Origin of the sequence: Streptomyces sp. NPDC058664 (genome assembly GCF_042716635.1) — a bacterium.
In the GTDB taxonomy this organism is placed as follows: Bacteria; Actinomycetota; Actinomycetes; order Streptomycetales; family Streptomycetaceae; genus Streptomyces.
This window is the reverse complement of the sequence record NZ_JBHXRW010000003.1, coordinates 148588-173087: the sequence shown is the minus strand read 5'-3', so window position 1 is coordinate 173087 and position 24500 is coordinate 148588. Positions and strand designations below refer to the sequence as shown.

23 protein-coding genes and 1 tRNA gene are annotated in these 24500 nt (G+C 72.8%); 13 read left to right on the top strand and 11 right to left on the bottom strand.

The features are described from left to right. Positions 1-2: 2 nt before the first annotated feature. The 5 genes from ACFWUY_RS04005 to ACFWUY_RS03985 form a co-directional block, all read right to left on the bottom strand. Positions 3-1961, bottom strand: coding sequence for a copper resistance protein CopC (locus tag ACFWUY_RS04005; RefSeq protein WP_384101710.1), 1959 nt, complete (start codon positions 1959-1961; stop codon positions 3-5). 53 nt (positions 1962-2014) lie between these two features. Further along, positions 2015-2470: a copper chaperone PCu(A)C gene (locus tag ACFWUY_RS04000; protein WP_384101708.1), complete on the bottom strand. Its 456-nt coding sequence runs from the start codon at positions 2468-2470 to the stop codon at positions 2015-2017. Continuing rightward, positions 2467-3186, bottom strand: coding sequence for an SCO family protein (locus tag ACFWUY_RS03995; protein ID WP_384101707.1), 720 nt, complete (start codon positions 3184-3186; stop codon positions 2467-2469). The genes ACFWUY_RS04000 and ACFWUY_RS03995 overlap by 4 nt, the downstream gene beginning before the upstream one ends. 37 nt (positions 3187-3223) lie before the next feature. After that, a complete protein-coding gene (locus ACFWUY_RS03990) occupies positions 3224-4000 on the bottom strand; it encodes a YcnI family protein (RefSeq protein WP_384101705.1) in 777 nt (258 codons plus the stop codon). A gap of 208 nt (positions 4001-4208) precedes the next feature. After that, positions 4209-5003, bottom strand: coding sequence for a hypothetical protein (locus ACFWUY_RS03985; RefSeq protein WP_384101704.1), 795 nt, complete (start codon positions 5001-5003; stop codon positions 4209-4211). Positions 5004-5207: 204 nt separating this feature from the next. Here ACFWUY_RS03985 and ACFWUY_RS03980 point away from each other — a divergent pair, with 204 nt between their 5' ends. Next, on the top strand, positions 5208-5663 hold the full coding sequence (locus ACFWUY_RS03980) for an ATP-binding protein (RefSeq protein ID WP_384101702.1): 456 nt from the start codon (positions 5208-5210) through the stop codon (positions 5661-5663). A 116-nt stretch (positions 5664-5779) separates the two neighbouring features. Here ACFWUY_RS03980 and ACFWUY_RS03975 read toward each other — a convergent pair whose 3' ends face one another. Both ACFWUY_RS03975 and ACFWUY_RS03970 read right to left on the bottom strand, forming a co-directional pair. After that, the gene (locus ACFWUY_RS03975) at positions 5780-7240 is read right to left on the bottom strand and encodes an aminopeptidase P family protein (RefSeq protein WP_384101700.1); all 1461 of its coding nucleotides are present in this window, start codon (positions 7238-7240) and stop codon (positions 5780-5782) included. Between the two features lie 103 nt (positions 7241-7343). Further along, on the bottom strand, positions 7344-8795 hold the full coding sequence (locus ACFWUY_RS03970; protein ID WP_384101698.1) for a PP2C family protein-serine/threonine phosphatase: 1452 nt from the start codon (positions 8793-8795) through the stop codon (positions 7344-7346). Positions 8796-9363: 568 nt separating this feature from the next. Between ACFWUY_RS03970 and ACFWUY_RS03965 the strand changes: the two genes are divergently transcribed. Then, positions 9364-10044 (top strand): bifunctional DNA primase/polymerase, encoded by a 681-nt coding sequence (locus tag ACFWUY_RS03965; protein ID WP_384101696.1) that lies wholly within the window; start codon positions 9364-9366, stop codon positions 10042-10044. Positions 10045-10231: 187 nt separating this feature from the next. Next, positions 10232-10945 (top strand): hypothetical protein, encoded by a 714-nt coding sequence (locus tag ACFWUY_RS03960; protein ID WP_384101694.1) that lies wholly within the window; start codon positions 10232-10234, stop codon positions 10943-10945. A gap of 220 nt (positions 10946-11165) precedes the next feature. Here ACFWUY_RS03960 and ACFWUY_RS03955 read toward each other — a convergent pair whose 3' ends face one another. The 3 genes from ACFWUY_RS03955 to ACFWUY_RS03945 all read right to left on the bottom strand — a co-directional run bounded on the left by ACFWUY_RS03955 (position 11166) and on the right by ACFWUY_RS03945 (position 13873). Continuing rightward, on the bottom strand, positions 11166-12143 hold the full coding sequence (locus ACFWUY_RS03955; protein WP_384101692.1) for a DUF5926 family protein: 978 nt from the start codon (positions 12141-12143) through the stop codon (positions 11166-11168). A gap of 202 nt (positions 12144-12345) precedes the next feature. Continuing rightward, positions 12346-12996: an ATP-binding protein gene (locus tag ACFWUY_RS03950; protein WP_384101690.1), complete on the bottom strand. Its 651-nt coding sequence runs from the start codon at positions 12994-12996 to the stop codon at positions 12346-12348. A gap of 55 nt (positions 12997-13051) precedes the next feature. Continuing rightward, a complete protein-coding gene (locus ACFWUY_RS03945; protein WP_384101688.1) occupies positions 13052-13873 on the bottom strand; it encodes a glycerophosphodiester phosphodiesterase in 822 nt (273 codons plus the stop codon). 212 nt (positions 13874-14085) lie between these two features. Between ACFWUY_RS03945 and ACFWUY_RS03940 the strand changes: the two genes are divergently transcribed. Together ACFWUY_RS03940 and ACFWUY_RS03935 are read left to right on the top strand one after the other, a co-directional pair. Beyond that, positions 14086-15561, top strand: coding sequence for a S1C family serine protease (locus tag ACFWUY_RS03940; RefSeq protein WP_384101686.1), 1476 nt, complete (start codon positions 14086-14088; stop codon positions 15559-15561). 46 nt (positions 15562-15607) lie between these two features. Next, positions 15608-15692, top strand: a tRNA-Ser gene (locus ACFWUY_RS03935). 439 nt (positions 15693-16131) lie between these two features. Here ACFWUY_RS03935 and ACFWUY_RS03930 read toward each other — a convergent pair. Beyond that, complete coding sequence (locus ACFWUY_RS03930; RefSeq protein WP_384101684.1) at positions 16132-17367, bottom strand: hypothetical protein; 1236 nt, start codon at positions 17365-17367, stop codon at positions 16132-16134. 556 nt (positions 17368-17923) lie between these two features. Here ACFWUY_RS03930 and ACFWUY_RS03925 point away from each other — a divergent pair. The 8 genes from ACFWUY_RS03925 to ACFWUY_RS03890 all read left to right on the top strand — a co-directional run bounded on the left by ACFWUY_RS03925 (position 17924) and on the right by ACFWUY_RS03890 (position 24489). Continuing rightward, positions 17924-18136, top strand: a complete 213-nt coding sequence (locus tag ACFWUY_RS03925; protein WP_384101682.1) for an antitoxin — start codon at positions 17924-17926, stop codon at positions 18134-18136. A 136-nt stretch (positions 18137-18272) separates the two neighbouring features. Next, a complete protein-coding gene (locus ACFWUY_RS03920; RefSeq protein ID WP_384101680.1) occupies positions 18273-18797 on the top strand; it encodes an O-acetyl-ADP-ribose deacetylase in 525 nt (174 codons plus the stop codon). 412 nt (positions 18798-19209) lie between these two features. Then, on the top strand, positions 19210-19515 hold the full coding sequence (locus tag ACFWUY_RS03915) for a hypothetical protein (RefSeq protein WP_384101678.1): 306 nt from the start codon (positions 19210-19212) through the stop codon (positions 19513-19515). Positions 19516-19712: 197 nt separating this feature from the next. Beyond that, positions 19713-20879, top strand: a complete 1167-nt coding sequence (locus ACFWUY_RS03910) for an acyl-CoA dehydrogenase family protein (protein ID WP_384101676.1) — start codon at positions 19713-19715, stop codon at positions 20877-20879. Next, positions 20876-21916 carry a bifunctional MaoC family dehydratase N-terminal/OB-fold nucleic acid binding domain-containing protein gene (locus tag ACFWUY_RS03905; RefSeq protein ID WP_384101674.1) on the top strand — a complete coding sequence of 347 codons (1041 nt, stop codon included), beginning with the start codon at positions 20876-20878 and terminating at the stop codon, positions 21914-21916. Before ACFWUY_RS03910 ends, ACFWUY_RS03905 begins: the two co-directional genes overlap by 4 nt. Position 21917: 1 nt before the next feature. Continuing rightward, complete coding sequence (locus ACFWUY_RS03900; protein ID WP_384101672.1) at positions 21918-22946, top strand: acyl-CoA dehydrogenase family protein; 1029 nt, start codon at positions 21918-21920, stop codon at positions 22944-22946. Next, positions 22943-23326, top strand: a complete 384-nt coding sequence (locus tag ACFWUY_RS03895) for a MaoC family dehydratase (RefSeq protein WP_384101670.1) — start codon at positions 22943-22945, stop codon at positions 23324-23326. Before ACFWUY_RS03900 ends, ACFWUY_RS03895 begins: the two co-directional genes overlap by 4 nt. Further along, complete coding sequence (locus tag ACFWUY_RS03890; protein WP_384101668.1) at positions 23323-24489, top strand: lipid-transfer protein; 1167 nt, start codon at positions 23323-23325, stop codon at positions 24487-24489. Before ACFWUY_RS03895 ends, ACFWUY_RS03890 begins: the two co-directional genes overlap by 4 nt. The last annotated feature ends 11 nt before the right edge of the window (positions 24490-24500 follow it).

Sequence of the window (24500 nt, the reverse complement as noted above, 5' to 3'; positions counted from 1 at the left end):
GATCAGCCGATCTTCACGTTCTTGTCGATGGTGGTCTGGTCGATCTCGGAGGTACGGACGGTCACCTGGATCCGCCACTCCCCGGGCATCGGGATCTGGACGCCGCTCGCGGTCCAGTGTCCGGTCTGGATCCGGTCGGGGGCGACGGGCAGCGGGCCGACGTCCTTCGCCTCCAGGGTGAAGGCGACCTTGATCTCCGGGACGTCCAGCGGTTTGCCGTTGGGGCGCTCGACGAAGAGGTGGAGCGCGTTGGCACCGGTGCGGCCGGGGTCGAGGCTCAGCCGGACGACACCCTTGCCGTCGACACCGCCGGTGTCGAAGGGCAGCCGGATGTCGACGGGCCGGTCGGGTACGGCGGCCGGGCCGGAGGCGGCGGTGACCCGCGCGGCCTCCTCCTCGGTCCGGCCGGGCTCGGTCGAGGTGAGGACGGTGGTCACGGTGAGGAGCACGACGGCGACCGCGGCCTCGGTCAGCACCGAGCGGCGCAGACCGGCCCGCTCGGGATCGGCGTCCCGCTCCCGCTTGCGCCGCGCGGTGGCGACGGCGGCCCGCTGCCGGGCGAGCTGAGCGGCCCGCTCGGGATCGGCGACTTCGGCCTCCTCGGCGACTTCGGCCTCCTCGGCGACTTCGGCCTCCTCTGCCTCCTCGGCCTCCTCAGGCTGGTCGGTCGCTTCGGTCGGTTCAGCTGCTTCGGCCTCGTCGGTCGCTTCGGCCGGCGTCGGGTCGGCGAGGCGCTGGATCCAGCGGCGGGAGATCCAGGCGATGCCGAGGAGAACGCACATCAGGCCGATCTTCACGAGGAGCAGCTGCCCGTAACGGGTCCCCGTCAGCGCGGACCAGGAGCCGACCTGGCGCCAGGACTGGTAGAGCCCGGTGGCCGCGAGGACGGCCACGGAGCCGAAGGCCACCCTGGAGAAGCGCTCGACCGCCGCGCGTTCGACGGACGGCGCCCGGTAGAGGGCGACGAGCAGCACCGTGAGACCGCCGAGCCAGGCGGCGACGGCGAGCAGGTGCAGGATGTCGACGGGCATGGCGATGCCCGGCTGAAGACCGGTCGAGGCGTGCTCGGCCAGGGCCCAGGTACCGGCGATCCCGGCGGCGACGACGCTGCCGCCGATGGCGAGCCCGAAGGTGAGGTCCTTCTTCTCCTTCGGGTCGGTGCGCCGGGCGTAGGCACCGAAGAGGACGGCCACGAAGAGCGCGGCCGCGCCGAGCAGCAGCAGCCGGGAGGTCAGCGCGGCCCCGGTCTTCGTCTCCAGGACCGCCTTCAGGCCCGCCAGGTCGAAGGCGTCGGAGAGTTCGCCGGAGCCGGTGTACGGGTTGCGCAGGAGCAGCATGACGAGGGTGGCGCCGGTGAGGGTCAGCCAGCCCCGGACGACCGTCTGCTGCACGGGCCGGACGCTCGCGCCGCGCGGCCAGCAGGCCAGGACGAAGGCGCCGCCGCCGACGAGGACGGCGAAACCGGCGTACGAGAGGTAGCGCGCGATGCCGTAGAGGGCGCCGACGAGCCCGCCGCCCGCCGCCTGGTCGGGCAGGGCGACGGAGGTCGTGGAGGGGGCGCCGATGGAGAAGGTGAAGGCCCCGGAGATCGGGTGGCTGTCGGCCGAGACGGTCTGCCAGGCGACGGTGTACGTGCCGTCGGGCAGCCCGGCGCGGAGCCCCACCCCGTACCGGACGATGGAACCGCTGCACAGGTCGCGTATCTCGCCGGTGTCGGCCCGCCGGCCCGCCGGGTCGAGGACCCGGATGGAGTCGGCGCTCATGGCGACCTGTTCGGAGAAGGTGAGGTTGACCTCCTTGGGAGCGGTGGCGACCACCGCCCCGTCCTTCGGATCGCTTCCGGTCAGCGCCGCGTGCGCGGACGCGGGGGCGGCACCGGCGAGCAGCGTGCCGAGCAGCGCGGCCGCGAGGATCAGCAGCCGGGCCAGGGCGGAACCGAGGCGCGGGGCGGTGGTTGTCATCTCTGGGTCACTCCGTCAGTTCTGTCCGTACGCCATCAACACGGTCGACGCGCTCAGTGCTGCGGGTTGTGGTTGACGGCCTCGACGGGGAGGTCGACCTTGATGGGGTCGGACTTCTCGAAGTGGAGCTCGACGCTGACCTTCTCGCCCTGCTTGGGCTTCTCCTTCAGCTCCATGAACATGATGTGGTTGCCACCGCGTTCCAGGGAGAGCGTGCCGTTGGCCGGGATCTCGAAGGACTTCACCTCCCGCATCTTCTGGTCCTTCGTCTCGTGGATGGTGACGTCGTCCGAGATCGGGCTGGTGACGGAGGTGAGCCTGTCCGCCGTGTCGCCGTCGTTGGTGATGGTGAGGAAGCCGCCGGCCATGTCCAGCACGGGCTGCGGCATGAACGCGCCGCTGACCTTCAGCTCGGGCGCCCCGCCGTCGGACGAGGACGAGCACCCGGTCAGCGCGAGAGCGGCGGCGAGCGCCACGGCGGCGGACAGGGCGGTGGTGCGGCGGTTCACGGGTTCTCCCCCTTGATGAGCTTCGGCAGGTCCTTGGCGTAGTCGTCGATGGTCGTGTCCTCGCCGTACAGGACGTAGCCCTGGTCGGTCGTGGGCGAGAAGGCGATCACCTGTGCTCCGTGCATGGAGACGACCTGGCCGTTCTCCTTCTTCGGCGGGTCGATGCCGATGCCGATCTGCCGGGCCCCCGCCTGGATGGCGGAGAACTCGCCGGTGAGACCGGTGAAGGAGGGGTCGCCGGCGGCGGGCAGCCACTTGGCGAGCTCGGCGGAGGTGTCCCGCTCGGGGTCGGTGGTGACGAAGACGACCTGGAGCTTGTCCTGGTCGGCCTTGGGGAGCTGCTTCTTGGCGATGGCGATGTTGCTCATCGTCATGGGGCAGACGTCGGGGCAGTGGGTGTAGCCGAAGTAGATGAGCGTCGGCTTGCCCTTGGTCCGTTCCCGCAGGTCGTACTTCTCGCCCTTGGTGTCGGTGAGGACGAGCGCGGGCTTGGTGAACGGCCGGTCGAGGACGGTGGCGGCCTTGGTGGAGTCGCTGCCGCCGGAGACCTCCGCGACCGCGCCGGCGCTCGTGCCGGAGGGCTTGTCGTCGTTGCCGCCGAGGCCGATGGTCGCGGTGATGCCGAGCGCGGCGACGATCGCGACCGCGGCGATGATCAGCGGGGTGCGCCGGCCGGGGCGGGCCGTGTCCGCCCCGGTCGTCTTCTCTGCAGACATGGTGCTTCTTTCAGGAATCTCGGGTGGGGTGCGGCCGTCAGAGCGAGCGGCGGCGGCCGGCGAGGACGCCGAAGGCGACCCCCGCGACACCGACGAGGATGCCGATGACGCCGAGGATCCGGGCCGTGGTGTCGGAGGAGCCGGCGGCGGCCGTCTCCTTGTGCGAGGCCGTCTTGTCCTCGTGCCCGGCCTTCTCGTCCCCGGCGGAGGCGGAAGCGGAGGCGGAGGCGGACGGGGCGGCGGCACCGCCGTGGTGGTCGGCGGAGGCGGCGGAGAGCTTCAGGACGGGGGCGGGGTTCTGCGGCTCCTCCGCGCCCTCCTTCTGCTCCTCGATCCAGCGCACGACCTCCTTGTTGTCGTACGTCTGGATCGCCTTGAGGACCAGCTGGTCGGTGTCCTCGGGCAGCTGGCCGAGGGAGAGCGGGAACTGCTGGAACTGGCCGGGGCCGATCTTCGAACCGTCGGCGGTCCAGGTCACCTTGGAGACGGCCTCGTTGATCGTCCTGCCGTGCAGCTCCAGCGGCTTGCCGAGCTTGCTCCTGGTCACCTCGGCCTTCCAGCCGGGGACGGGCTGCGGCATGACGGAGGCGAGCGGGTGATCGAGCGGGAAGTTGACCTCGACCTTCACGGTGGAGGCGTTGTCGCGCTCGTTCGGGACCTTGATGTTGACGGTCGCGTAGCCGCCCTTGGCGGCCTCGCCCTGCGGCTGCACGCTCACGTGCGCGAAGGCCGTGCCGGACAGCAGCACGACGGAGGAGAGGGCGATGCCCCCGGCGAGGACGGCACGGGAGGCGGAGACACGGGAAACGGTCATGGCAGAAGACACTCCAGCTCGGAGAAGGACGGTGGGTTCCGGCGCGCCGGAGGAAGGAGAACCTCCACGGGCGCACGGACGATCGCGGTCCCCGCTCCCGTGGAGCGGACCGCGGCGGACTGCGTCGGCCTCTGCCGGCCCGCGTGGGCGCGTGCAGGCGTGCACAGGCCTGCGACGTCGGCCCGGTGGGCCCGGCGGGCGGCCTGTGTCAGGCCGCGAGGACGCAGTCGGCGGCCGGCGGGCCGCGCCTGATCACCGTGTTCCTGAGAGCCTCCGCCACCGGCGGTGGCGAGGAGCCGAAGGCCGTACGGACCACCCGCGGCGGCCCGGTGCGCGGAGCCGTCGAGAGCCCGGTGAGCAGCGCCCGTACGAGACGGAGCGCGGCCCGCAGCGAGCGGACGAGGGCGCACTCGGCGAGCTCCGTCGCGCCCTGCTCGGAGAGTTCGACGAGGCGGCTGAGGGCGCGGTCCCCGCGGCGCAGCAGCCAGCCCGTGGCGAGGGCGGCGAGCAGGTGGCCGAGGAGCATGGGAAGGCCGGGCAGCAGCTCACCGGCGGGCGCGGCCGCGGTGGCGGCCGTGTGTCCCGCGTGGCCGTGGCCGGCCGTCCCCGCGCCGGCCGGGTCGAGTCCGGCGTCGCGGACGATCCTCGCGGCGTCGGCGGAACTGAGGGACGTGGTCCCCGCTCCGCAGACCAGCCGTGCCGCCATCCGGATGAGGGCGTCGTCCGCCTCGGGGCCCAGGCCGAGCCGGCGCCGGCCGAGGCCGAAGAGGACGTGCAGGCCGAGCTGGCCGCCGGCGAGGGCGCCGACGACGAAGCCGAGGGAGCGCTCGCGTCCTGTGAGGAGGACGGTGACGCCGAAGACGCCGAGGAATCCGGCGAGCAGGGTCCACAGGGCGATGCCCGCGCAGGCGGCGACGGCGTGCCCGAGCGCGGACAGCACGACGCAGACCGCGGTGAACACCGCGGCCCTCAGCAGCCGTGGAGCGAGCGCGGGGGCATTCATGGCGGGCCCATCATCGCACCAGCGGCCCCACCGGCACGCGGCAGGTCCATAAGGTCGTGCTTGGGGGTCTTAGGGATGACATACACCGGCGTGGGGGGCCGGTGTATCCGCCGAACGAGCGGCTTTGTCGGCCTCGGGGGCTTACGAAGGGTTCCGTCCGGCAATAGGTATCGGTATGTCGAGCCGCGGCCGGGAGGCTGGAGCATGAGCATCTTGTGGTCACTCCATCTGCGGCGCGAGGCGGCGAGCGTGCCGCTCGCCCGGCGGCTCCTGATGGGCACGATGGAGACGGCGGGCGTCGATCCGGACGTGTCCTACGAGCTGTCGGTGGCACTGACCGAGGCGTGTGCGAACGCGGTGGAGCACGGCGGCGGCGCCGTGCTCGGGCGGCCGTACGGGGCGCCGACGGGGGTGTACCGGGTGACGGCGTACCTGGACGGCGAGACCTGCCGGATCGAGGTGGCCGATTCGGGTCCCGGCTTTCCCGGCGCCGAGGAGCCGGCGGCCTCGCCGGACGCCGAGAACGGCCGGGGACTGCGGCTGATCGAGGAGCTCGCGGACCATGTGCACTTCGGCAACCGGTCGGGCCGGGGCGGCGCGGTGGTCAGCTTCGACAAGATCCTGAAGTGGAAGGACAGCCCGTCCCTCCTGATGGCGTGACGGTTCCGGGCGTGACGGTCCAGGGGCGTCGGTTCCAGGGGTGACGGTTCCGGGAACGGGAAAGGGCCCCCGCCGGTCGGTCGGCGAGGGCCCTTCCGTTCCAACGTACGCCGTGATCAGCCCTTCAGCGCGGCCATCCACGCCTCGACCTCGTCGGAGCGGCGCGGCAGCCCCTCCGAGAGGTTCCGGTTGCCGTCCTCGGTGACGAGGATGTCGTCCTCGATCCGGACGCCGATGCCGCGGTACTCCTCGGGCACGGTCAGGTCGTCGGCCTGGAAGTACAGGCCCGGCTCGACGGTCAGGCACATGCCCGGCGCGAGGGTCGTGTCGACATAGGCCTCGGTGCGCGCGGCGGCGCAGTCGTGGACGTCCATGCCGAGCATGTGACCGGTGCCGTGGAGGGTCCAGCGGCGCTGGAGGCCGAGCTCCAGGACGCGCTCGACCGGGCCCTCGACGAGGCCCCACTCGACGAGCTTCTCGGCGAGGACGCGCTGGGCGGCGTCGTGGAAGTCGCGGTAGGCGGCGCCGGGCTTCACCGCGGCGATGCCGGCCTCCTGCGCCTCGTACACGGCGTCGTAGATCTTGCGCTGGAGCTCGGTGTACCGGCCGTTGATCGGCAGGGTGCGGGTGATGTCGGCGGTGTAGAGCTCGGTGGTCTCCACGCCGGCGTCGAGCAGCAGCAGGTCGCCGGAGCGCACGTCGCCGTCGTTGCGCACCCAGTGCAGGGTGGTGGCGTGCGGTCCCGCGGCGCAGATGGAGCCGTAGCCGATGTCGTTGCCCTCGACGCGGGCGCGCAGGAAGAAGGTGCCCTCGATGTAGCGCTCGCTGGTGGCCTCGGCCTTGTCGAGGACCTTGACGACGTCCTCGAAGCCGCGGGCGGTGGCGGCGCAGGCCTTCTCCAGCTCGGCGATCTCGAAGGAGTCCTTGACGAGGCGGGCCTCGGAGAGGTGGACGCGGAGTTCCTCGTCGCGCTCGGCGGTGACCTTGTCGGTCAGCGCGGCCTCGATGCCGGCGTCGTGGCCGCGGACGGCACGGACGGGGCCGGTGGCCTCCTTGAGCGCGGCGGCGAGCTCGCGGACGTCCTTCGCGGGGATGCCGAGGAGCTGCTCGGCCTCGGTGAGGGAGTGGCGGCGGCCGACCCACAGCTCGCCCTGGCCGTCGAGCCAGAACTCGCCGTTCTCGCGGTCGGAGCGCGGCAGCAGGTAGATCGTCGCCTCGTGGCCGTCGGCCGTGGGCTCCAGGACGAGGACGCCGTCCTGGGTCTGGTCGCCGGTGAGGTACGCGTACTCGGTGGAGGCGCGGAAGCTGTACTCGGTGTCGTTCGACCGGGTCTTCAGGTTGCCGGCGGGGATCACCAGGCGCTCGCCCGGGAAGCGGGCGGACAGCGCGGCGCGGCGCGCGGCGGTCTTGTCGGCCTGCGCGATCGGTGCCAGATCACGCAGCTCGGTGTCGGCCCAGCCGGACTTCATGTTCTCGGCCAGCTCGTCGGACACGCCCGGGTACAGGCCGTTCTTCCGCTGCTTGATCGCCTGCTCTTCGGTCTCTTCCGGGGTCTCCGGCGTGAGCTCCTCGGCCACGGGTCTGCCTCCTCTTGGTACGACACTGAACCCCCACCATCGTACGGTCGTACGGAAGGGGGCACAGGGCCGGAAGACCCATTACCGCTGTGTCACCCGCCGGTCACTCGAAGCGGGCGGCGAGCAGGACCACGTCCTCCTCGTCGGCGGCGGTGCCGAGGCCCTCGGGCAGCAGCGTCCGCAGGACGTGGTCGGCGACGGCGCCCGGGTCGCCCCGTTCGGCCTTCGGCACGCTCGCGGCCGCCGCGTGGAGCCGGGCGAAGGCGCGGTCCATGGCGTCACCGGTACGGCGCAGCAGCCCGTCCGTGTAGAGAAGCACCGTTTCTCCGGGTGCCGGGGACAGCTCCACGCTCGGCGCCTCCCAGCAGGAGAGCATCCCGAGCGGGGCGGAGAGCGAGGTCTCGACGAACTCGGTGCGCCGTTCGCCGACGACCAGCGGCGGGGCGTGCCCCGCTCCGGCGAGGACGATCCGGCGCCGCGCGGGTTCGGCGTACGCGAAGAGCGCGGTCGCCGAGCGGGCGGGTTCGGTGATCCGGAGCAGGAGTTCCAGGTCGGAGAGGACGGCGACGGGGTCCTCGCCCTCCATCACCGCGTACGCCCGGAGGGAGGCGCGCAGCCGGCCCATGGCGGCGAGCGCGCTGGGTCCGGTCCCGGAGACGGAGCCGACGGAGAGGCCGAGGGCGCCGTCGGGCAGCGGCAGCGCGTCGTACCAGTCGCCGCCGCCGCGCGGGCCGGTGCGGTGGCGGGCGGCGAGCTGGACGCCGGGGACGCGGGGGAGGCGGCTGGGGAGCAGCTCCTCGGCGATGGTGGCGATCCGGACGCGGGCGCGCTCGACCTGGAGGAGACGGGCGAGGTGTTCGGTGGCGAAGCGGCCGTAGAGCCCGATGAGGTGGCGCTGGCGGTCGGTGGGTTCGGCGGGCTCGTCGTAGAACCAGACGGCCGCGCCGAGCCGGCCGGCCTCCTCGGTGGCGAGGGGGAGGGCGTAGCTGGCGGCGTAGCCGAGGCGGGCGGCGACCTCGCGGTGGCGCGGGTCGAGGCCCTCCTCGGTGCGTACGTCGCGGATGGCGATCGGGTCGGGGACGCGCTCGGGACGGCCCGGGTCGGGGAGGCCGTCGAGGAGCCGGCCGTAGCTGCTGGTGTCGCGCGGGACGGTCTCGATGGTGCCGAGGTCGGAGTGGGCGAGGCCGAGGCCGATGGTGGCGGTGGGGCCGAGTCCGTCGGCGGGTTCGAGAACGGCCATGCCGCGGCGGGCGCCGACGAGGGCGGCGCCGGCGCCGAGCGTCTCGCGGAGGGCCTCGTCGAGGGAGGCGGTCTTGACGAGGCGCTCGGTGAGTTCCTGGAAGGTGGTGAGGTCGGAGACCCAGGCGGCGAGCCTGTCCTGGATCAGCGCTCCGGGCGGTGGGACCGGGTCGGAGGGCGCCGCCGCCGCGGGTACTCCGGGGTGGGGCGCCGTAGTGTGCGGGGGCCCGGGAGCTGTGGAATCGATTCCAGCCACTTTCGGCATGTGTGGGGCGCTCATCTCAGTCGGCTTTCCGACCGGTGCGTTTGACGCCATAGCATCGCAAACCCCCATGTCATTCTGAGCCGCTCGATGCATCCACATGTACACGCACAAGAGGAACGATGTCCAGCATTGTCCCCACGGGACTTGTGGTGTCCGAGAGGTCGTGCGCAAGGGTTGAAGTGCGGGCGAAGTTGGCCGAAAATTGTCCCCGGTGTGCACCTTTTGCGGTCGACTGGCGTCGTTTGAAAGCGCGTCATTCCGAGCGTGCTGGGTACGTAATCGGTGACTGGCAGGGGCAGTTGGAGCTGCCTCGGAACGCGACGCGGAACCCCGGCGTCTTCCATGCCGCAGGCCGCGGCCCGTCACCGAGTGGCGGGGAACGTGTTCTGACCCGCCCTGGTTCCGACCCGGCTCCCTCTCGTTCTGACCTGGCTCCACCTGGTTCCGGTCCCGCTCCATCCGGCCCGGCTCCGCGTGGCTCCACCTGATGACGGCCCGGCCGGCCCCGCACCGACGGGGGCCGCACCCCGCCGACCCGGTACGCGCTGATACGCACGGTGAGAAGTCCTGCACATGATGTGAAGTGGATTCGGCGTTCAACGGAAAGGAACGAGCGCTCATGCGCGAGATCCTCGGAAGGCGACGCAGGCTGCGGTTCCGGCGCAAGGCGAGGACCGCCCGGCTCGATGCGGCGGTCACCTTCGCCGTCGAGTGGAACTGGCCCGTCCTGCCCGGAGCAGGCCTGAGAGCGACGACCCGTACGGCCGTCGGGGCCGCCTGTCGCTGCCCCGACCCCGACTGCGTGGTGCCCGGCGCCCACCCCTACGACCCCGGGCTGCTCGCGGCCACCACGGACGAGCGGATGATCCGCTGGTGGTGGACCCGGCGCCCGGACGCCCCGGTGGTCCTCGCCACGGGCGGCGACGCGCCCTGCGCGGTCAGCCTGCCCGCGGTGGCGGGGGTCCGGGCGCTCGCCGCGCTCGACGCGACCGGTATGCGGCTCGGCCCGGTGGTGGCGACCCCGACCCGGTGGTCGATCCTCGTCGCCCCCTACGGCCTCGAACGGCTCGGTGAGCTCCTGTACGCGAAGGACAGCGTGCCGAGCTCGCTGCGGTTCCACGGCGAGGGCGGCTACCTGCTGCTGCCACCGTCGGTCGCCGGCACCGGTCAGGTGCGGTGGGAGCGGGCGCCGCTCGCGGGCTCGGCCCGGCCGTGGCTGCCGGACGTGGAGGCGGTGGTCGACGCCCTGGTGGAGGCGAGCACGAGCGCGCCGGGCGGCGGAAGCCGACTCGCGTACTGACGGACGAGGGCGCCGGGGCGCCGGGGCTCCGAGGCTCCGGCCGTTCACCCGAACGGGTGTGTCGTGGTCCCACTTCTCCGGGAAACGGGCGCGCGACCGGCCGGGCGCCCGCCGTCCGCCGTTATGTTCACCCCACCGTTCGACATCTCCGGCGACATCTCCGGCCGAGCAGGAACAGGTGGGGCGCATGAGTCCGGTGAACCTCCGCGTGGTCGGTCTCGGGGTCGCCGTCACGGTCGCCGTCCTGCTGCCGCTCGTCGCGACGGCGGGGCAGACGGGCGATCCCGTACGACCGGCCGGGACGGCGGGCGACGTGGGCGGCGTGATCGGCGCGGGTGATGCCGGTGACGCGGGCGACGCGGGTGACGCCAAGCCCGGGGACCCGCTGACGGGGCTCGGCCCGGTCCCCCGTACGCCGACGTCCCCGGCCCGCACCGCCGCTCCGGCCGCTCGGCCCGCCCCGCCCGCTCGGCCCGTTCCGGCCGCCACGCCTGCCCGGCCCGTCCCGTCCGCCCCGGCCGCCGTCCCCGCTGCCCCGGTGTCGCCGGAACGGGTCTCCCGCTGTGGGCCGGAACTCGCCTCCCCCGAGGGGGTCGAGGCGCAGACCTGTGTGCTGGCCGAGGGACCCGACACCTGGGCGCGTACGTACTACCGGAATGCCACCGGCCAGGAACTCGACGCGTTTCTGACCCTCATGGCCCCCGGCGGGCGGACCGTGCAAGTCCGTTGCCCGGTTCCGGCGCAGGACGAACCGGGGACCTGTGAAACGCCCGTGGAGCGCGGTCGGGGTGAGGTCACGGCGTATACGGCGGTCGCGGAATTCGCGGGCGCGGGCGAGGGTGACAGCACTCCGCTGCTGCTGCGGGCCGGTAGCAACACGGCGGAGCCAGAAGGAAGTTGAGCGTCGACGCCCCGGAGGCCACCGGAAGCGGACATGGAAAGGCCCGATCGCTGGCGACGGGGGATGCACCAGCGACCGGGCTTCCAGAACGGTAACAAGAGATCTGCTGTTCGCAAATTCGATCTCGGTTATTCGGACAGGGATTTACCCGCCCGCGGACCCTGCTGTGGCGGAAGTCACCGACCAGTCGGTCTGCCGGTCACCGGTACCGCCTGGGGTATCAGCTGAGAGTGACCTGACGGTTCGTGAGGCCGCCGCGCGCCCGCCGCTCCTCCGCGGTGAGCGGGGCGTCCGAGGCGAGCGCCCCGGCCAGCCGCTCGGCGAACTCGGCGGCCGGCTTCTCGCACTCCTCGGCGGTCATCGACGTCGGCAGGTCCCAGACCGGCACCATCAGACCGTGGGCGCGGAACGAACCGACGAGCCGGGTGTCCTGGCCGAGAGAGGTGCCTTCGCCGGCCTGGAGGCGGGCGAGCGCGTCGAGGAGCTTCTCCTCCGGGTGCGGCATGACCCAGCGCAGGTGGTTCTTGTCCGGGGTCTCGCACCAGTACGCGGAGTCGACGCCCGCCAGCTTCACGGTCGGGATCGCGGCCGCGTTGGCCCGCTCCAGGGAGGCGGCGACCTCCGGGTCGGCACCGTCCGCGGACTGCGGGATCCAGAACTCGAAGCCCGAGTGGACCTCCGGGGCGAACGGGGCGTCCGGGTCGAGCAGGTCCTGGAGGCGCGGGCCCTCGGCCGGCACGCGGCGCGCGGGGACCGGGGTGCCCGGCTCGGTCTCCAGGGCGCGCTGGAGGGTGTCGGCGAGGTCGCGGGCGAGGTCGCCCGAGGTGGAGTCGTTCTGCAGGGCGAGCAGGACGGAGCCGTCGTCACGGCGCAGCGCCGGCCACGCCATCGGCAGCACGGTCGCGAGCGTCACGGACGGAACGCCCTCCGGGAGCCCGCCCTTCAGGGTGAGCGGCACGGTCGCGGCGGGCACCAGCTCGCGCAGCGCGACCCAGTCGCACTCGCCCGGCAGGCCCTCGAAGGGGCGCTGGACGAGCTCGGTCACGGCGTGCGAGGCGGCCCGGCCGTGACACGCCTTGTAGCGGCGGCCCGAGCCGCACGGGCAGGGCTCGCGCGCGCCGACGACCGGGATCTCCCCGCTCGTGACCTGTGCCTGGCCGGCCTTGCCGGCCTTCGTCTGGGGGCGCTTCTTGGCCATGGTGTGGCTTTCTCCCGATCGCGGCGGTGCGGTGCTTGTTCCGGGCGCGAGCCTAGCCGCCCCGGACACCGACACCCCTCAGCCGGGCCGCGCCGCCCCACGGGGGCCACGCGACCCCGGCACCCGGCCCACCCCATGGACGCGGCCCCGCGCACCGCGCGGGGCCCGCCGTCCACCGCACCGGCCGAGGCCGTCGTACGCGTCAGTCGAGATCGTCGTACGCGTCCAGGATGTCGAAGCGCGAGCCGCCGCCGACGCGGGCCGCGAAGTCCTCGCCGCGGTGTCCCTCGGTGACCACCACCCAGACCGTGACCTCGCCGGTCGCGCTGTCCCGTACCCCCCAGTCCTGGGCCAGCGCGCTGATGATGTTCAGCCCGCGGCCTCCCCGTGCGGTGACCGAGGGCGTCGACGGAACGGGCCGTGTCGGCCCACCGCCGTCCGTGACCTCGACCCGGAGGCCTCCCGCGGAGTCCACCCGCCAGGCCGCCCGTACATCTCCGTCTCCCCGATCCGCCCGTCCCAGCGGCCTGCCGTACCGGCAGGCATTGCTGAGCAGCTCCGAAAGGATCAGTACCGCGTCGTCGACGACCGAGTCGGACACCCCGCTGCGGTACAGCTCGTCCCGCATCCGGTGTCTCGCCTCACCCACGCCCGCAGGGCCATGGGGTACGGCCATGCTCGACGACGTGGGCACCTCCTGTGCCACCACCAACGCCACCCCCGAGACCTCCTTTGCCCCACGCCACCGTGTGGATGCCCCAATGGCCTGGACCGGAAACCGGCCAATCCGCGTTCGATGAGGCACTCGTGACGATCGCGTAGGTACGGAACGCGCCGGTGCACGCCCCGTCATCCCCGTAAACCCTTGTGACGTAAGGGAAAGGAGGGGTTCAGGGGGCGGAGAGGGATCAGCCGCGGCCCAGCTGGGCGAGCACCTGCTTGGGGCGGTTCGTGATGATCGCGTCCACGCCGAGGCGCTCGCAGAGTTCGACGTCCTCGGCCTCGTCCACGGTCCAGACGTGGACCTGGTGCCCGGCCTTCCGGAGCCGGAGGATCACGGCGGGGTGGTGCCGGACGATCCGGATCGAGGGGCCCGCGATGCGCGCGCCCGCGGGAAGCCGTCCGTCGCGCAGCCTCGGCGAGACGAACTGGGCGAGGGAGACGGTGGGCAGCGTCGGCGCCGCCAAGGCGATCCGCTGCAGGGAGCGGGCGGAGAAGCTCATGACGCGTACGGGGGAGTCGTCGGGGGACGCGGGCGCGTCGAGGCCGAACCGCTTGAGGAGCTGGAGGAGCCGTTCCTCGACCTGGCCCGCCCAGCGGGTGGGGTGCTTGGTCTCGATGGCCAGCTCGACCCGGCGCCCGGCGTCGGAGACCAGCTCCAGGAGGCGCTCGAGGGTGAGGACGGAGGTGTACCCGGGGTCCCGCCAGTCGGGGACCTCACCGGACTCGTCGCGGCCCTTCCAGGTGCCGAAGTCGAGGGCGGTGAGATGGGCGAGTTCGAGGGCGGACACCGCTCCGCGGCCGTTCGAGGTGCGGTCGACGCGGCGGTCGTGGACACACACCAGATGACCGTCGGCGGTGAGCCGGACGTCGCACTCCAGGGCGTCGGCGCCGTCCTCGATGGCCTTCACATAGGCGGCCAGGGTGTGTTCCGGTGCGTCCTCGGATGCTCCACGGTGAGCGACGACCTGGAGGGGGACGCGGTTCGGGTGCTGCCGTGCGTGAGTCACGGCGTCATGGTGCCATTGGCGGGGCGCGGCGGGCACACCGGAAGGAGTCCGTTGTGTCCGTATATAAAGGAAAGAGCGCGAACGCACAGCTCCGCCTTACAGCGGCCTGACGTCCGGTGGGAAAAGCTGGTGGAGCACCCTGGACCCAGTAGGTGATCCTTAGGCACCCCTTAGGCACCACCATCCCGCGCAGTCAACGAGGAGAGCGAGCTGTGAGCACCGAGAACGAGGGCACGGCGGTTCCGGCGGACCCGACTGCCCCGTCCGCCCCGCCGACACCTCCCTCGACGACGACCCCGTCCCCGGCCCGGGAACCGGCGACGCCCCCGACCTCCCCTCCGCCCCCGACCGACGACGCCCCGACGGTGGCCCAGGCACCCACCCCGGAGCCGGCGCCGGTCGCTGCCACCCCGGCCGCCCCGGCCGCTCCTGCCCACGCGCACACCCCCGCCCCGGCCCCCGCCGGCGCGGCGGGTGGCTGGCCTCCTCCTCCGCCGGCCGTGCCGGCCTGGGGCGCCCCGCCGCCGCCCGCGCACCCCGCTCCCGCGGCACCGCGCGGGCGGGCCGGCGGCCTCGTGGCATCCGTGCTCGCCGCGGCGCTCGTCGCGGGCGGCATCGGCGGCGGCATCGGCTACTGGGCGGCCCAGCGCGGCGACGAAGGCGTCAGCTCGACGACGGTCTCCTCGGGCGAGGCCCCAACGGCCTTCAAGCGGGACCCGGGCACGGTCGCCGCGGTCGCCGCGCAGGCGCTGCCGAGCGTGGTCACGATCCAGGCGAAGTCCGGCGCTTCGCAGGGCGAGGGCGAGGGCGAGGGCGGCACGGGCACCGGCTTCGTGTACGACCAGGAGGGCCACATCGTCACCAACAACCACGTGGTGGCGTCGGCGGCGGACGGCGGCACGCTCTCCGTCACCTTCCCGGACGGCAAGTCGTACGACGCGGAGGTCGTCGGCCGGGCCGAGGGCTACGACGTGGCCGTGCTGAAGCTCACGAACGCGCCGAAGAGCCTGAAGCCGCTGCCGCTCGGAGACTCCGACAAGGTGGCGGTCGGCGACTCGACGATCGCGATCGGCGCGCCCTTCGGCCTGTCGAACACGGTGACGACGGGCATCATCAGCGCCAAGAACCGCCCGGTCGCCTCGGGCGACGGCTCCGGCGGCGGCAACTCGTACATGAGCGCGCTGCAGACGGACGCGTCGATCAACCCGGGCAACTCCGGCGGCCCGCTGCTCGACGCGAGCGGCGCGGTGATCGGCATCAACTCGGCCATCCAGTCCGCGGGGAACGGCTTCGGCCAGTCCCAGGCGGGCTCGATCGGCCTGGGCTTCGCGATCCCGGTGAACCAGGCGAAGAACGTGGCCCAGCAGCTGATCAAGACGGGCAAGCCGGTCTACCCGGTGATCGGCGCGACGGTGAACATGAACGAGCGGGGCGAGGGCGCCACGATCGCCGCCCAGGGCTCCGGCGGCACCCCCTCGGTCGTCCCCGACGGCCCCGCGGCGAAGGCGGGCCTGAAGGCCGGCGACGTGATCACGGGCTTCGGCGCCCGCCAGATCGACAGCGGCCCGACGCTGATCAGCGAGATCTGGACCCACCAGCCGGGCGACACCGTCAAGATCACCTACGAGCGCGACGGCAAGACCTCCACGGCCACGGTCACCCTCGGCGAGCGCACCGGCGACAGCTGACCGGCTAGGCTGTCCCCCGCGCGCCCGTGGACACACCGGCGCGCGGGGTGGGTTGCCCGAGCGGCCTAAGGGAACGGTCTTGAAAACCGTCGTGGCGAGAGTCACCGTGGGTTCAAATCCCACACCCACCGCGTATGGGAAAGGCCCCTGACCAGGTCATACGGTCAGGGGCCTTTCCCATGCGCGATGCCCGTCGGCCGGGCACGGAAGGGCGCGCGGGGTGGGCGGTCGCGGTGCTCCACGGAGGCAGGGGCCGGCGGGGCCGGTCGGTGATCGTCGGTGTCACCGCACGGCGGCGGCCACGGCAGGGGAGGGGCGTCACCGACGCGCCTCGCTCCTTGAACCCCTGCCCGTGCCCACGCGGTGCGTGGAGCGGTCCGGAAGGGCCTGCCGCTCTTCCTTCAGCGCGTACACACAGGCAGCGCGTACGGAGGCAGCGCGTGCACAGGGCTCCGCGCGGGGAGGAGCCGGCCGGGGAGCGGGAAGCGGAGGATCCCGAGCGGGCCGGTGGGCGTGAGCGCACGGGTGCGCACGGGCGCGCCGGGCCGGGAGCGTTCGCGTACGGCCGGGTCAGGAGCGTTCGCGGGCGGCCGGGTTGTTGAGGCAGAGCGCGATGTTCCGGACCGCGGCGGTGAGTTCCTCGATCACCCGGGCCGCCTGCTCGGCGTTGTGGAAGGCCGGCCGTTCCGCCAGGGCGAGGCCCAGTTCCTGGGCGGACCGGAGAGCCGGTTCGACGACCTCCGCGTGAGCGGAGGGCGTGGGGGCGGGGGCGGGGGCGGGCGTCTCGGCCGCCGGGAGGAGCCACGACCCCGCGGGGTCCGCCGCCGGCGCCCCGGAGGCCGCGGGCGCCGGCTGGTACGCCGGGTCGGGAACGGCCTTCGCCGGTGCGGCGGTTGTCGGCGCGGTGGTCCCCGGCGTCTCACGGTGCCCGGTCTCGCGATGCCCGGTCTCACGGTGTCCGAGCTCACGGTGCCCGGTCTCCCGGTGCCCGTCGAACCGGGTGTGGGCGGCGCCGAAGTCACCCGTCGTGGAGGCGCATTCCTCCTCCGGCCGTGTCGACGCGCTCGGCAGGGACTGCCCGGGGCGGGGGTCCCGGGAGGGCCGCTGGAGGTGCGGGGGCGCGTCCTGCGCCTGCCGCGTCCGGGGGAGCACGAAGTGCTCGAAACCCGGGAACGCGGAAGCGTTGGGGGGCGCGGAGGAACGCGGGTTGTACTCGGTCTGCCACTGCATGCGGTAGCAGTCGACCTGGTCGGCGCAGGAGGCGCGGGCGTGGAAGACGGCCGTGTCCTCCCCCAGGTCCGGGTACCAGAGGTTGGGGCCGGGGAAGCGCACGGTCCGCACCCGCGGCCTGATCGACTCGGCGCATCCCATGCAGCAGTCCTCCGGCACCATGAGCGGGATGCCGCCGTTCTGCTCCGGCCAGCGGGGGCCGCCCTCCCAGCGGTACTCCCCGTGGCGGCAGGGCGGCAGTTCGCCGCAGGCGCGGCAGACGGCGTGGTGCTCGGGGAGCACCTGCCAGTCGTGGCTCGCGGGAGCGCACCAGTGCTTCGGCGAGGAGCGGGGCAGGTTCTCGTTGCGCAGCACCAGGACCACCGGACGCTTGTAGAACTCGGCGCGTTCGGGGGCCGGGTTGGCCGTCTGGTTGTTGGCCCGCCGGAGTTCGTTGGCGTGCCACCACAGCTCCACGTGGTCGCGCCACGCCTTCTCGTAGGAGTCCGGCCACCGGTCGCTCGGGTACCCGTTGATTTCCAGGATCCGCCATGCCTGCCGGTCGAGTACCACGATGGAGCCGGCTCGCAGTTGCATGTGCGTTCCGTTGTCCCCCTCGTCCGGCCAGTCGTGTCGGCCGATACGAGTGGGCTGGTCTGGGAGCCACCTGCGAACCTGCATGTCATGCTCCTCGGCAAGGAAACTTCATCATTCCAACGGGGCAGTTGGGAACATTCTGAACAATCGGGATGTTTAGGTCGGCGTAGACACGCGCACGTTGCTGACCGAAGGTGATCGGAAACGCCTTCCGTGTCACCGCTCCCTTTCACACGCAGCGCCGCTGCCAGGGCTTTTGATCCCGAGAACGGTCGGCTGACCCGGTTTTCCAGCGGCGCGTGGACAGCCGCTTCGTACCCTGCTGACCAGGCCCGACACTCACCCGCACGTGTGATGTCGTGTGTCAGGGCACCAATCCGTACGTGTGCATCGGCTCGCGCGCCGACCGGAAGGGGCGCTCCGACGCCCGCCCCGTCCCTTCGCCGTAAGCACGGGCTCCAGCACGGGCTCCGACGGCGTCCGGCAGGACTCGGGATGCGCTCCTCGGGCGGTGCCGTGATGCTGGAAGGGCTGGAACAGCCGCTAGGAGGGCCAGATGTCTATGTTGGACAAGCTCAAGGGGATGCTGAAGGGCCACGAGGATCAGGCCTCCAAGGGCGTCGACAAGGCCGGTGACTACGTCGACGGAAGGACCCAGGGCAAGTACAGCGGCCACGTCGACACCGCCCAGGAGAAGCTCAGGCAGCAGCTGGGTGACACGGGCCAGGGGCCGGCCTCTCCCCCGCCGGACTCTCCGCCCCAGCGGTAGCGCGGAGGCGCGTACCGCCGGTCAGGGGCGCCCCGGAGTCATATCCGGTGGCGCCCCTTCGGTTCGTCGCGTTTCCATGGCCTCCCGGGGGGTTTCCACGGCCTCCTGGGAAGGCGACCGGAGAAAGGGTTCTGCCGTGGTGCGGATCGTGCTCGTGCAGGGGGACATCACCGCCGAGCCGGCGGACGCGATCGTCAACGCCGCGAACTCCTCGCTCCTCGGCGGCGGCGGAGTCGACGGAGCCGTCCACCGGAAGGGCGGTCCCGAGATCCTCGCCGCCTGTCAGGACCTGCGCCGCTCGCACTACGGCAAGGGGCTGCCGACCGGGCGGGCCGTGGCGACCACGGCGGGGCGGCTGCCGGCCCGGCACGTGATCCACACGGTGGGGCCGGTCTGGTCGCGGGAGGTGGACCGCTCGGAGTCGCTGGCCTCCTGCTACCGGGAATCGCTCCGGGTCGCCGACGAGCTGGGCGACCGTACGGTCGCGTTCCCCGCCATCAGTACCGGGATCTACGGCTGGCCGATGGAGGACGGCGCCCGGATCGCCGTGGAGACGGTACGGGCGACCCGTACCGAGGTGGTGGAGGAGGTGCGGTTCGTGCTGTTCGACGCGCACGCGTACGCGGCCTTCGAGACGGCTGTGGGGCAGGAGAGCCCGTAAGGGACAGCCCTCGATCGAACTCTTCTTCCCTTCCGTTCGCGTGTTCGGCCGCCGTGCCGGGGGGCTCGCCGTCACGATCTTCCGAGGGAGGGATGGGCGGAAAATCTGCCGGAACGCTTCCTCCCTTGGGGCGCAACGGCTCTGCCTGCCCTGAACCCGCCCCGTCGGGTGAGCTGGGCCTTTCCTCGTACTGACCGGGTTTATCTGCTTGTCCTCACGCTTGCGAGGGAATCAGCCGCTCCGGTGTGGTTCGCCGGGGATTCGGTGGGCAATTCTGGATTCGCGACGTCGAGCAGAACAACCGGGGCGGTCGGCCAACCGCCTTGGGAGCGGCCGTACTTCAGATCACTTCTGAGTGGTTCAGAGCAGTTCCGTGCACCAGCACCAGCTTTCAGTTCCCGGAGGAACACACATGGCAAGCATCCGTACCGCCCGCGTCCTCGCCGTCGCCGCCGCCCTGCCCCTCGCCGCCGCGCTCTTCACCGGGGTGGCCCAGGCCGACAACGGCGGGTTCGCGGACGACGGATCGAACACGAGCGTCGCCACGATCATCGGCAGCGGCGTGGGCGGGGACAACTACGGCAACTCGACCACGACGCAACAGGTGGCGACCGGTTCCGGTGCCTCGAACCAGAACAACACGGCCAGCGTGAACGGCTCCGCCTTCACGCACATCGCCCAGAACAACGCGGTCGTCAACTTCAACCCGTGGTGGTGACCGACAGCACGGCAGCCGGCCCGACGGGGGGCGTGACCACAGTGTGAACGACGGCCCGCGCGCCGGTACTTCGGTACCGGCGCGCGGGCCCTCACGCGTTCGCGCGCCGGGGCGCGTGAACGGTCGTCGACCTTGACAGGGGCACCGAATCTGACGGACAGTCAGAAATCTCAGTCGTCCCACGGGAGGCCGTCGCCGTGCACCTCGCCCCGACCGAGCGGCAGCTGCGGCTGCGCGCCGAACTCCGCGCTTACTTCCGGGACGTGATGCCCGAAGGCCCGCCACCCGCCACCGACGCCGCCGCCCAGCGCCGACTGCTCCGCCGGATCGGCGCGGACGGGCTCCTCGGACTCGGCTGGCCCGAGGAGTACGGCGGACAGGGGCGCGGCCCCGACGAGCAGTTCGTCTTCTTCGACGAGGCGTACCGCGCGGGCGCCCCCGTCTCGATGGTCACGCTCAACACCGTCGGACCCACCCTCATGGCCCACGGGACCGAGGAGCAGAAGGCTTTCTTCCTGCCCCGGATCCTGCGCGGGGAGACCGTCTTCGCCATCGGGTACAGCGAGCCCGAGGCCGGTACGGACCTCGCCTCCCTCCGGACGCGGGCGGTCCGGGACGGGGACTCCTGGCGGATCGACGGCCAGAAGGTCTTCACCTCCAACGCCCAGAACGCCGACTGGATCTGGCTCGCCTGCCGCACCGACCCCGACGCGCCCCCGCACCGGGGCATCTCGATCGTCCTCGTGCCCACCGACGCCCCGGGTTTCTCCTGGACCCCGATCGCGACCGTGGGCGGGCTGACGACGACGGCCACCCACTACGACGGGATACGGGTGCCGGCCGGCCATCTCGTCGGCCCGGAGCACGGCGGCTGGGGGCTCATCACCAGCCAGCTCAACCACGAGCGGGTCGCGCTCGCCGCGATCGGCATGCAGGCCGAGGACTTCTTCGCGGCCGTGCTCGACCGGGCCCGTACCCCCGATCCGGTGACGGGAAAGCGCCGCGTTGACGAGCCGTGGGTACGGATCCGAGCCGCCGAAGCGCACGCCCGGCTGGCCGCGACACGCCTGCTGAACTGGCGTTTGGTGGGGGACGTGGGGGCCGGCCGACTGGCCCCGGGGGACGCGAGCGGCGTGAAGTTCATGGGAACCGAATCGGCGGTGGAGGTGTATCGAATATGTCAGGAGATCGCGGGCGGGGCGGGGACGGTGCGAGCGGGATCGCCGGGGGAGTTCGACGGCGGTGAGCTGGAGCGCATGAACCGGGCCGCGCAGATCAACACCTTCGGGGGAGGGGTGAGCGAGGTGCAGCGCGAGATCGTCGCGAGGATGCGGCTCGGCATGAAGGGGAGGGGGCGGCGATGACCCTCACGGAGCGGAACGACACGGCGGGGAAGCCGGTGGGGGAGCCGGCGGGAGCGGGGAAGGCGGTGGGGGAGCCGGGCGTGTCAGGCGCGCCGGGCGCCCCGGGCGCCCTGGACGAGCGGCTCGCGGGGTTCGCGGGGCGGGCCGCCGCCACCACGGGCCTCGGCAAGGACCCGGTCAACCTGCCCATGATCCGGCACTGGTGCGAGGCCATGGGCGACGCCCACCCCGCCTACCGGGGGCCGGAGGCCGTAGCGCCGCCGACGATGCTCCAGGCCTGGACGATGGGCGGGCTCTCGGGGCACACCGGCCGCTCCTCCGCGTACGAGGAGCTGTTCGCCCTGCTCGACGGCGCGGGATACACCTCCGTGGTCGCGACCGACTGCGAGCAGGAGTACCTGCGGCCGCTGCGGCCCGGCGACGAGATCACCTTCGACACCGTCATCGAGTCCGTGTCGGCGCGCAAGACCACCAAGCTCGGGACGGGGCACTTCGTCACCACCAGGACGGACGTCCGCGCCGGCGGCGAGCCGGCCGGCACCCACCGCTTCCGCATCCTCAAGTACGCGCCGGCCGCCAGGCCCCCGAAGCCCGCCGCACAGGAGTCCGCCGCCCCGGAGCCCACCGACCAGACCCCCAGGCGGTCCCGTCCCGTGATCAACCGGGACAATGCCGGGTTCTGGGACGGGGTGGCCGCGCACCGGCTGCTCATCCAGCGCTGCGGGGAGTGCTCCGCCCTCCGCTTCCCCTGGCTGCCGGGGTGCGCCGACTGCGGCTCGCCGGAGTGGGACACGGTCGAGGCGAGCGGCGCCGGGACGGTCTTCTCGTACGTGGTGATGCACCACCCTCCCTTCCCGGCCCACGACCCGCCGTACGCGGTCGGGCTCATCGAACTCGCCGAGGGGGTACGGATGATCAGCAACGTGGTGGGGGTCCCGTACGACAAGGTGCGGATCGGGATGCCGGTGCGGCTGGAGTTCCTGCGGGCCGACGAGGAGCTCGAGCTTCCCGTCTTCCGCGCGGGAGGGGAGGACTGACATGGACTTCACCCCCACCGAGGAGCAGGCGGCCGCCCGCGAGCTGGCCGCCCGGATCTTCACGGACCTCGCCACCCACGAGCGGCTCAGGGCGGCCGGCACCGGCACCGACGCCGAGCTCTGGAAGGCGCTCTGCGCCGCCGGCCTCCCCGGCGCGGTCGAGGAGACGGGCCTGCTCGGCCTGGTCCTCCTCCTGGAGGAGCAGGGGCGCGTGACGGCCCAGGTGCCCTTCGCCACGAGCTGTGCGTACGGGATCCTCGCCGTCGCCCGGCACGGTACGGACGAGCAGCGGGCCCGGCTGCTTCCGGGCCTCCGCGACGGCACGACGGTGGTGGCCGGGGCGTTCCCGGCGCCCGGCACGGTCTCCTCGCGCGACGGGCGGCTCGCCGGGACCGTGGACTGGGTGCCGTGGCTGAGGGACGCCACCCACGTCCTCGTACCGGACGGGGACCACGCCCTGTGGCTGGTCCGGGCCGAGGACGCCGCCCGCGTCGATCCCGTCGAGCTCACCGCGCCCTGGTCCGCCGGCCGGCTCGTCCTCGACGGGGCGGCGGGCGAGCGGCTCGGGGAGCGCGGGGCCTACGAGGACGTGCTCGCCGCCGCCCGGATCGCCTTCGCCGGCCTGCAGGCGGGGGTCTGTGCCGGATCCCTTGCCAGGGCCGTGGAGTACACCGCCGTACGGGAGCAGTTCGGCCGCCCGCTCTCCACCCACCAGGCCGTGCAACTGCGCGCTGCCGACGCCCACATGGACACGGAGGCCATCCGGGTCACCGCCTACGAGGCCGCCTGGCGCCTCGACGAGGGCCTGGACGCCGCCGGGGCCGCCCTGACGGCCGCCTGGTGGGCCTCCGAGGCGGGGAAACGGGTCGTGCACGCGGGCCAGCATCTGCACGGCGGCCTGGGCGCGGACCTGGACCACCCCGTCCACCGGCACTTCCTGTGGGGCCGCCAGCTCGACGCCTACCTCGGCGCCGGCACCGAACTCCTCGCCGAACTCGGCGGACTGCTCGCGGAAGGAGACCTGTCATGAAGCCCGGGGACGAGCTGCCGCCGCTGACGATTCCGATCACCCGCACCCTGATCGTCGCCGGGGCCGTCGCCTCCCGCGACTACCAGGACGTCCACCACGACGCCGAGCTGGCCCGGGAGAAGGGCTCCCCGGACATCTTCATGAACATCCTCACCACCAACGGACTCGTCGGCCGCTACATCACCGACCACTTCGGCCCCCGCGCGGTCCTCCGCAGGGTCGCCATCCGGCTCGGCGCCCCCAACCACCCCGGCGACACCATGGTCCTGACCGGCACGGTCACCGAGGTGGCGGGGGACACGGCGCACGTCCGGGTCGTCGGCGCCAACGGACTCGGACACCACGTCACCGGGACCGTCACCGTGGAGGTGCCCCGATGAGCCTCCGCGAGCGGGACGGACTCGGCGGCCGGGCGGCCGTCGTGGGCATCGGCGCGACCGAGTTCTCCAAGGACTCGGGCCGCAGCGAACTCTCCCTCGCCGCCGAGGCCGTGCGCGCGGCCCTCGACGACGCCGGACTCGCCCCCGCCGACGTCGACGGTCTGGTCACCTTCACCATGGACACCAACCCGGAGATCACCGTCGCCCAGGCCTCCGGCATCGGCGAACTGTCGTTCTTCTCCCGCGTGCACTACGGGGGCGGCGCCGCCTGCGCCACCGTGCAGCAGGCCGCGCTCGCCGTGGCCACCGGGATCGCCGAGGTCGTCGTCTGCTACCGCGCGTTCAACGAGCGCTCCGGGCGCCGCTTCGGCTCCGGTGTCACGCGGCGCGAGCCCTCCGCCGAGGGCGCCGCGCTCGGCTGGCAGCTGCCCTTCGGGCTGCTCACCCCGGCCTCCTGGGTCGCCATGGCCGCCCAGCGGTACCTGCACACCTACGGGTTGACCCCGGACGCCTTCGGTCATGTCGCCGTCACCGACCGGCGTCACGCGGCCCGCAACCCCGCCGCGTACTTCCACGGGAAGCCGATCACCCTCGCCGACCACGCCGCCTCCCGCTGGATCGTCGAACCGCTCCGGCTGCTCGACTGCTGCCAGGAGACCGACGGCGGTCAGGCGATCGTGGTCACCACCGTCGAGCGCGCCCGCGACCTGCCGAACCCGCCCGCCGTGATCCTGGCGGCGGCGCAGGGCGCCGGGCGGAAGCAGGAGGCCATGACCAGCTTCTACCGGGACGGGCTGACCGGGCTTCCGGAGATGGGCGTGGTGGCCCGGCAGCTCTGGCGTACCTCCGGGCTCGCACCGTCCGACATCGACGTGGGCGTCCTCTACGACCACTTCACCCCGTTCGTGCTCATGCAGTTGGAGGAGTTCGGGTTCTGCGGCCCGGGGGAGGCGGCCGACTTCGTCGCGGCCGACGCGCTCCCGCTGAACACGCACGGAGGGCAGCTCGGCGAGGCCTATCTGCACGGCATGAACGGCATAGCGGAGGCGGTACGGCAGCTGCGCGGGACCTCGGTGAACCAGGTACCCGGCGCGGAGCGGAGCCTGGTCACGGCGGGCACCGGGGTTCCCACGTCCGGGTTGATCCTGGGCACGGACGGCTGAGGCGACGGCCC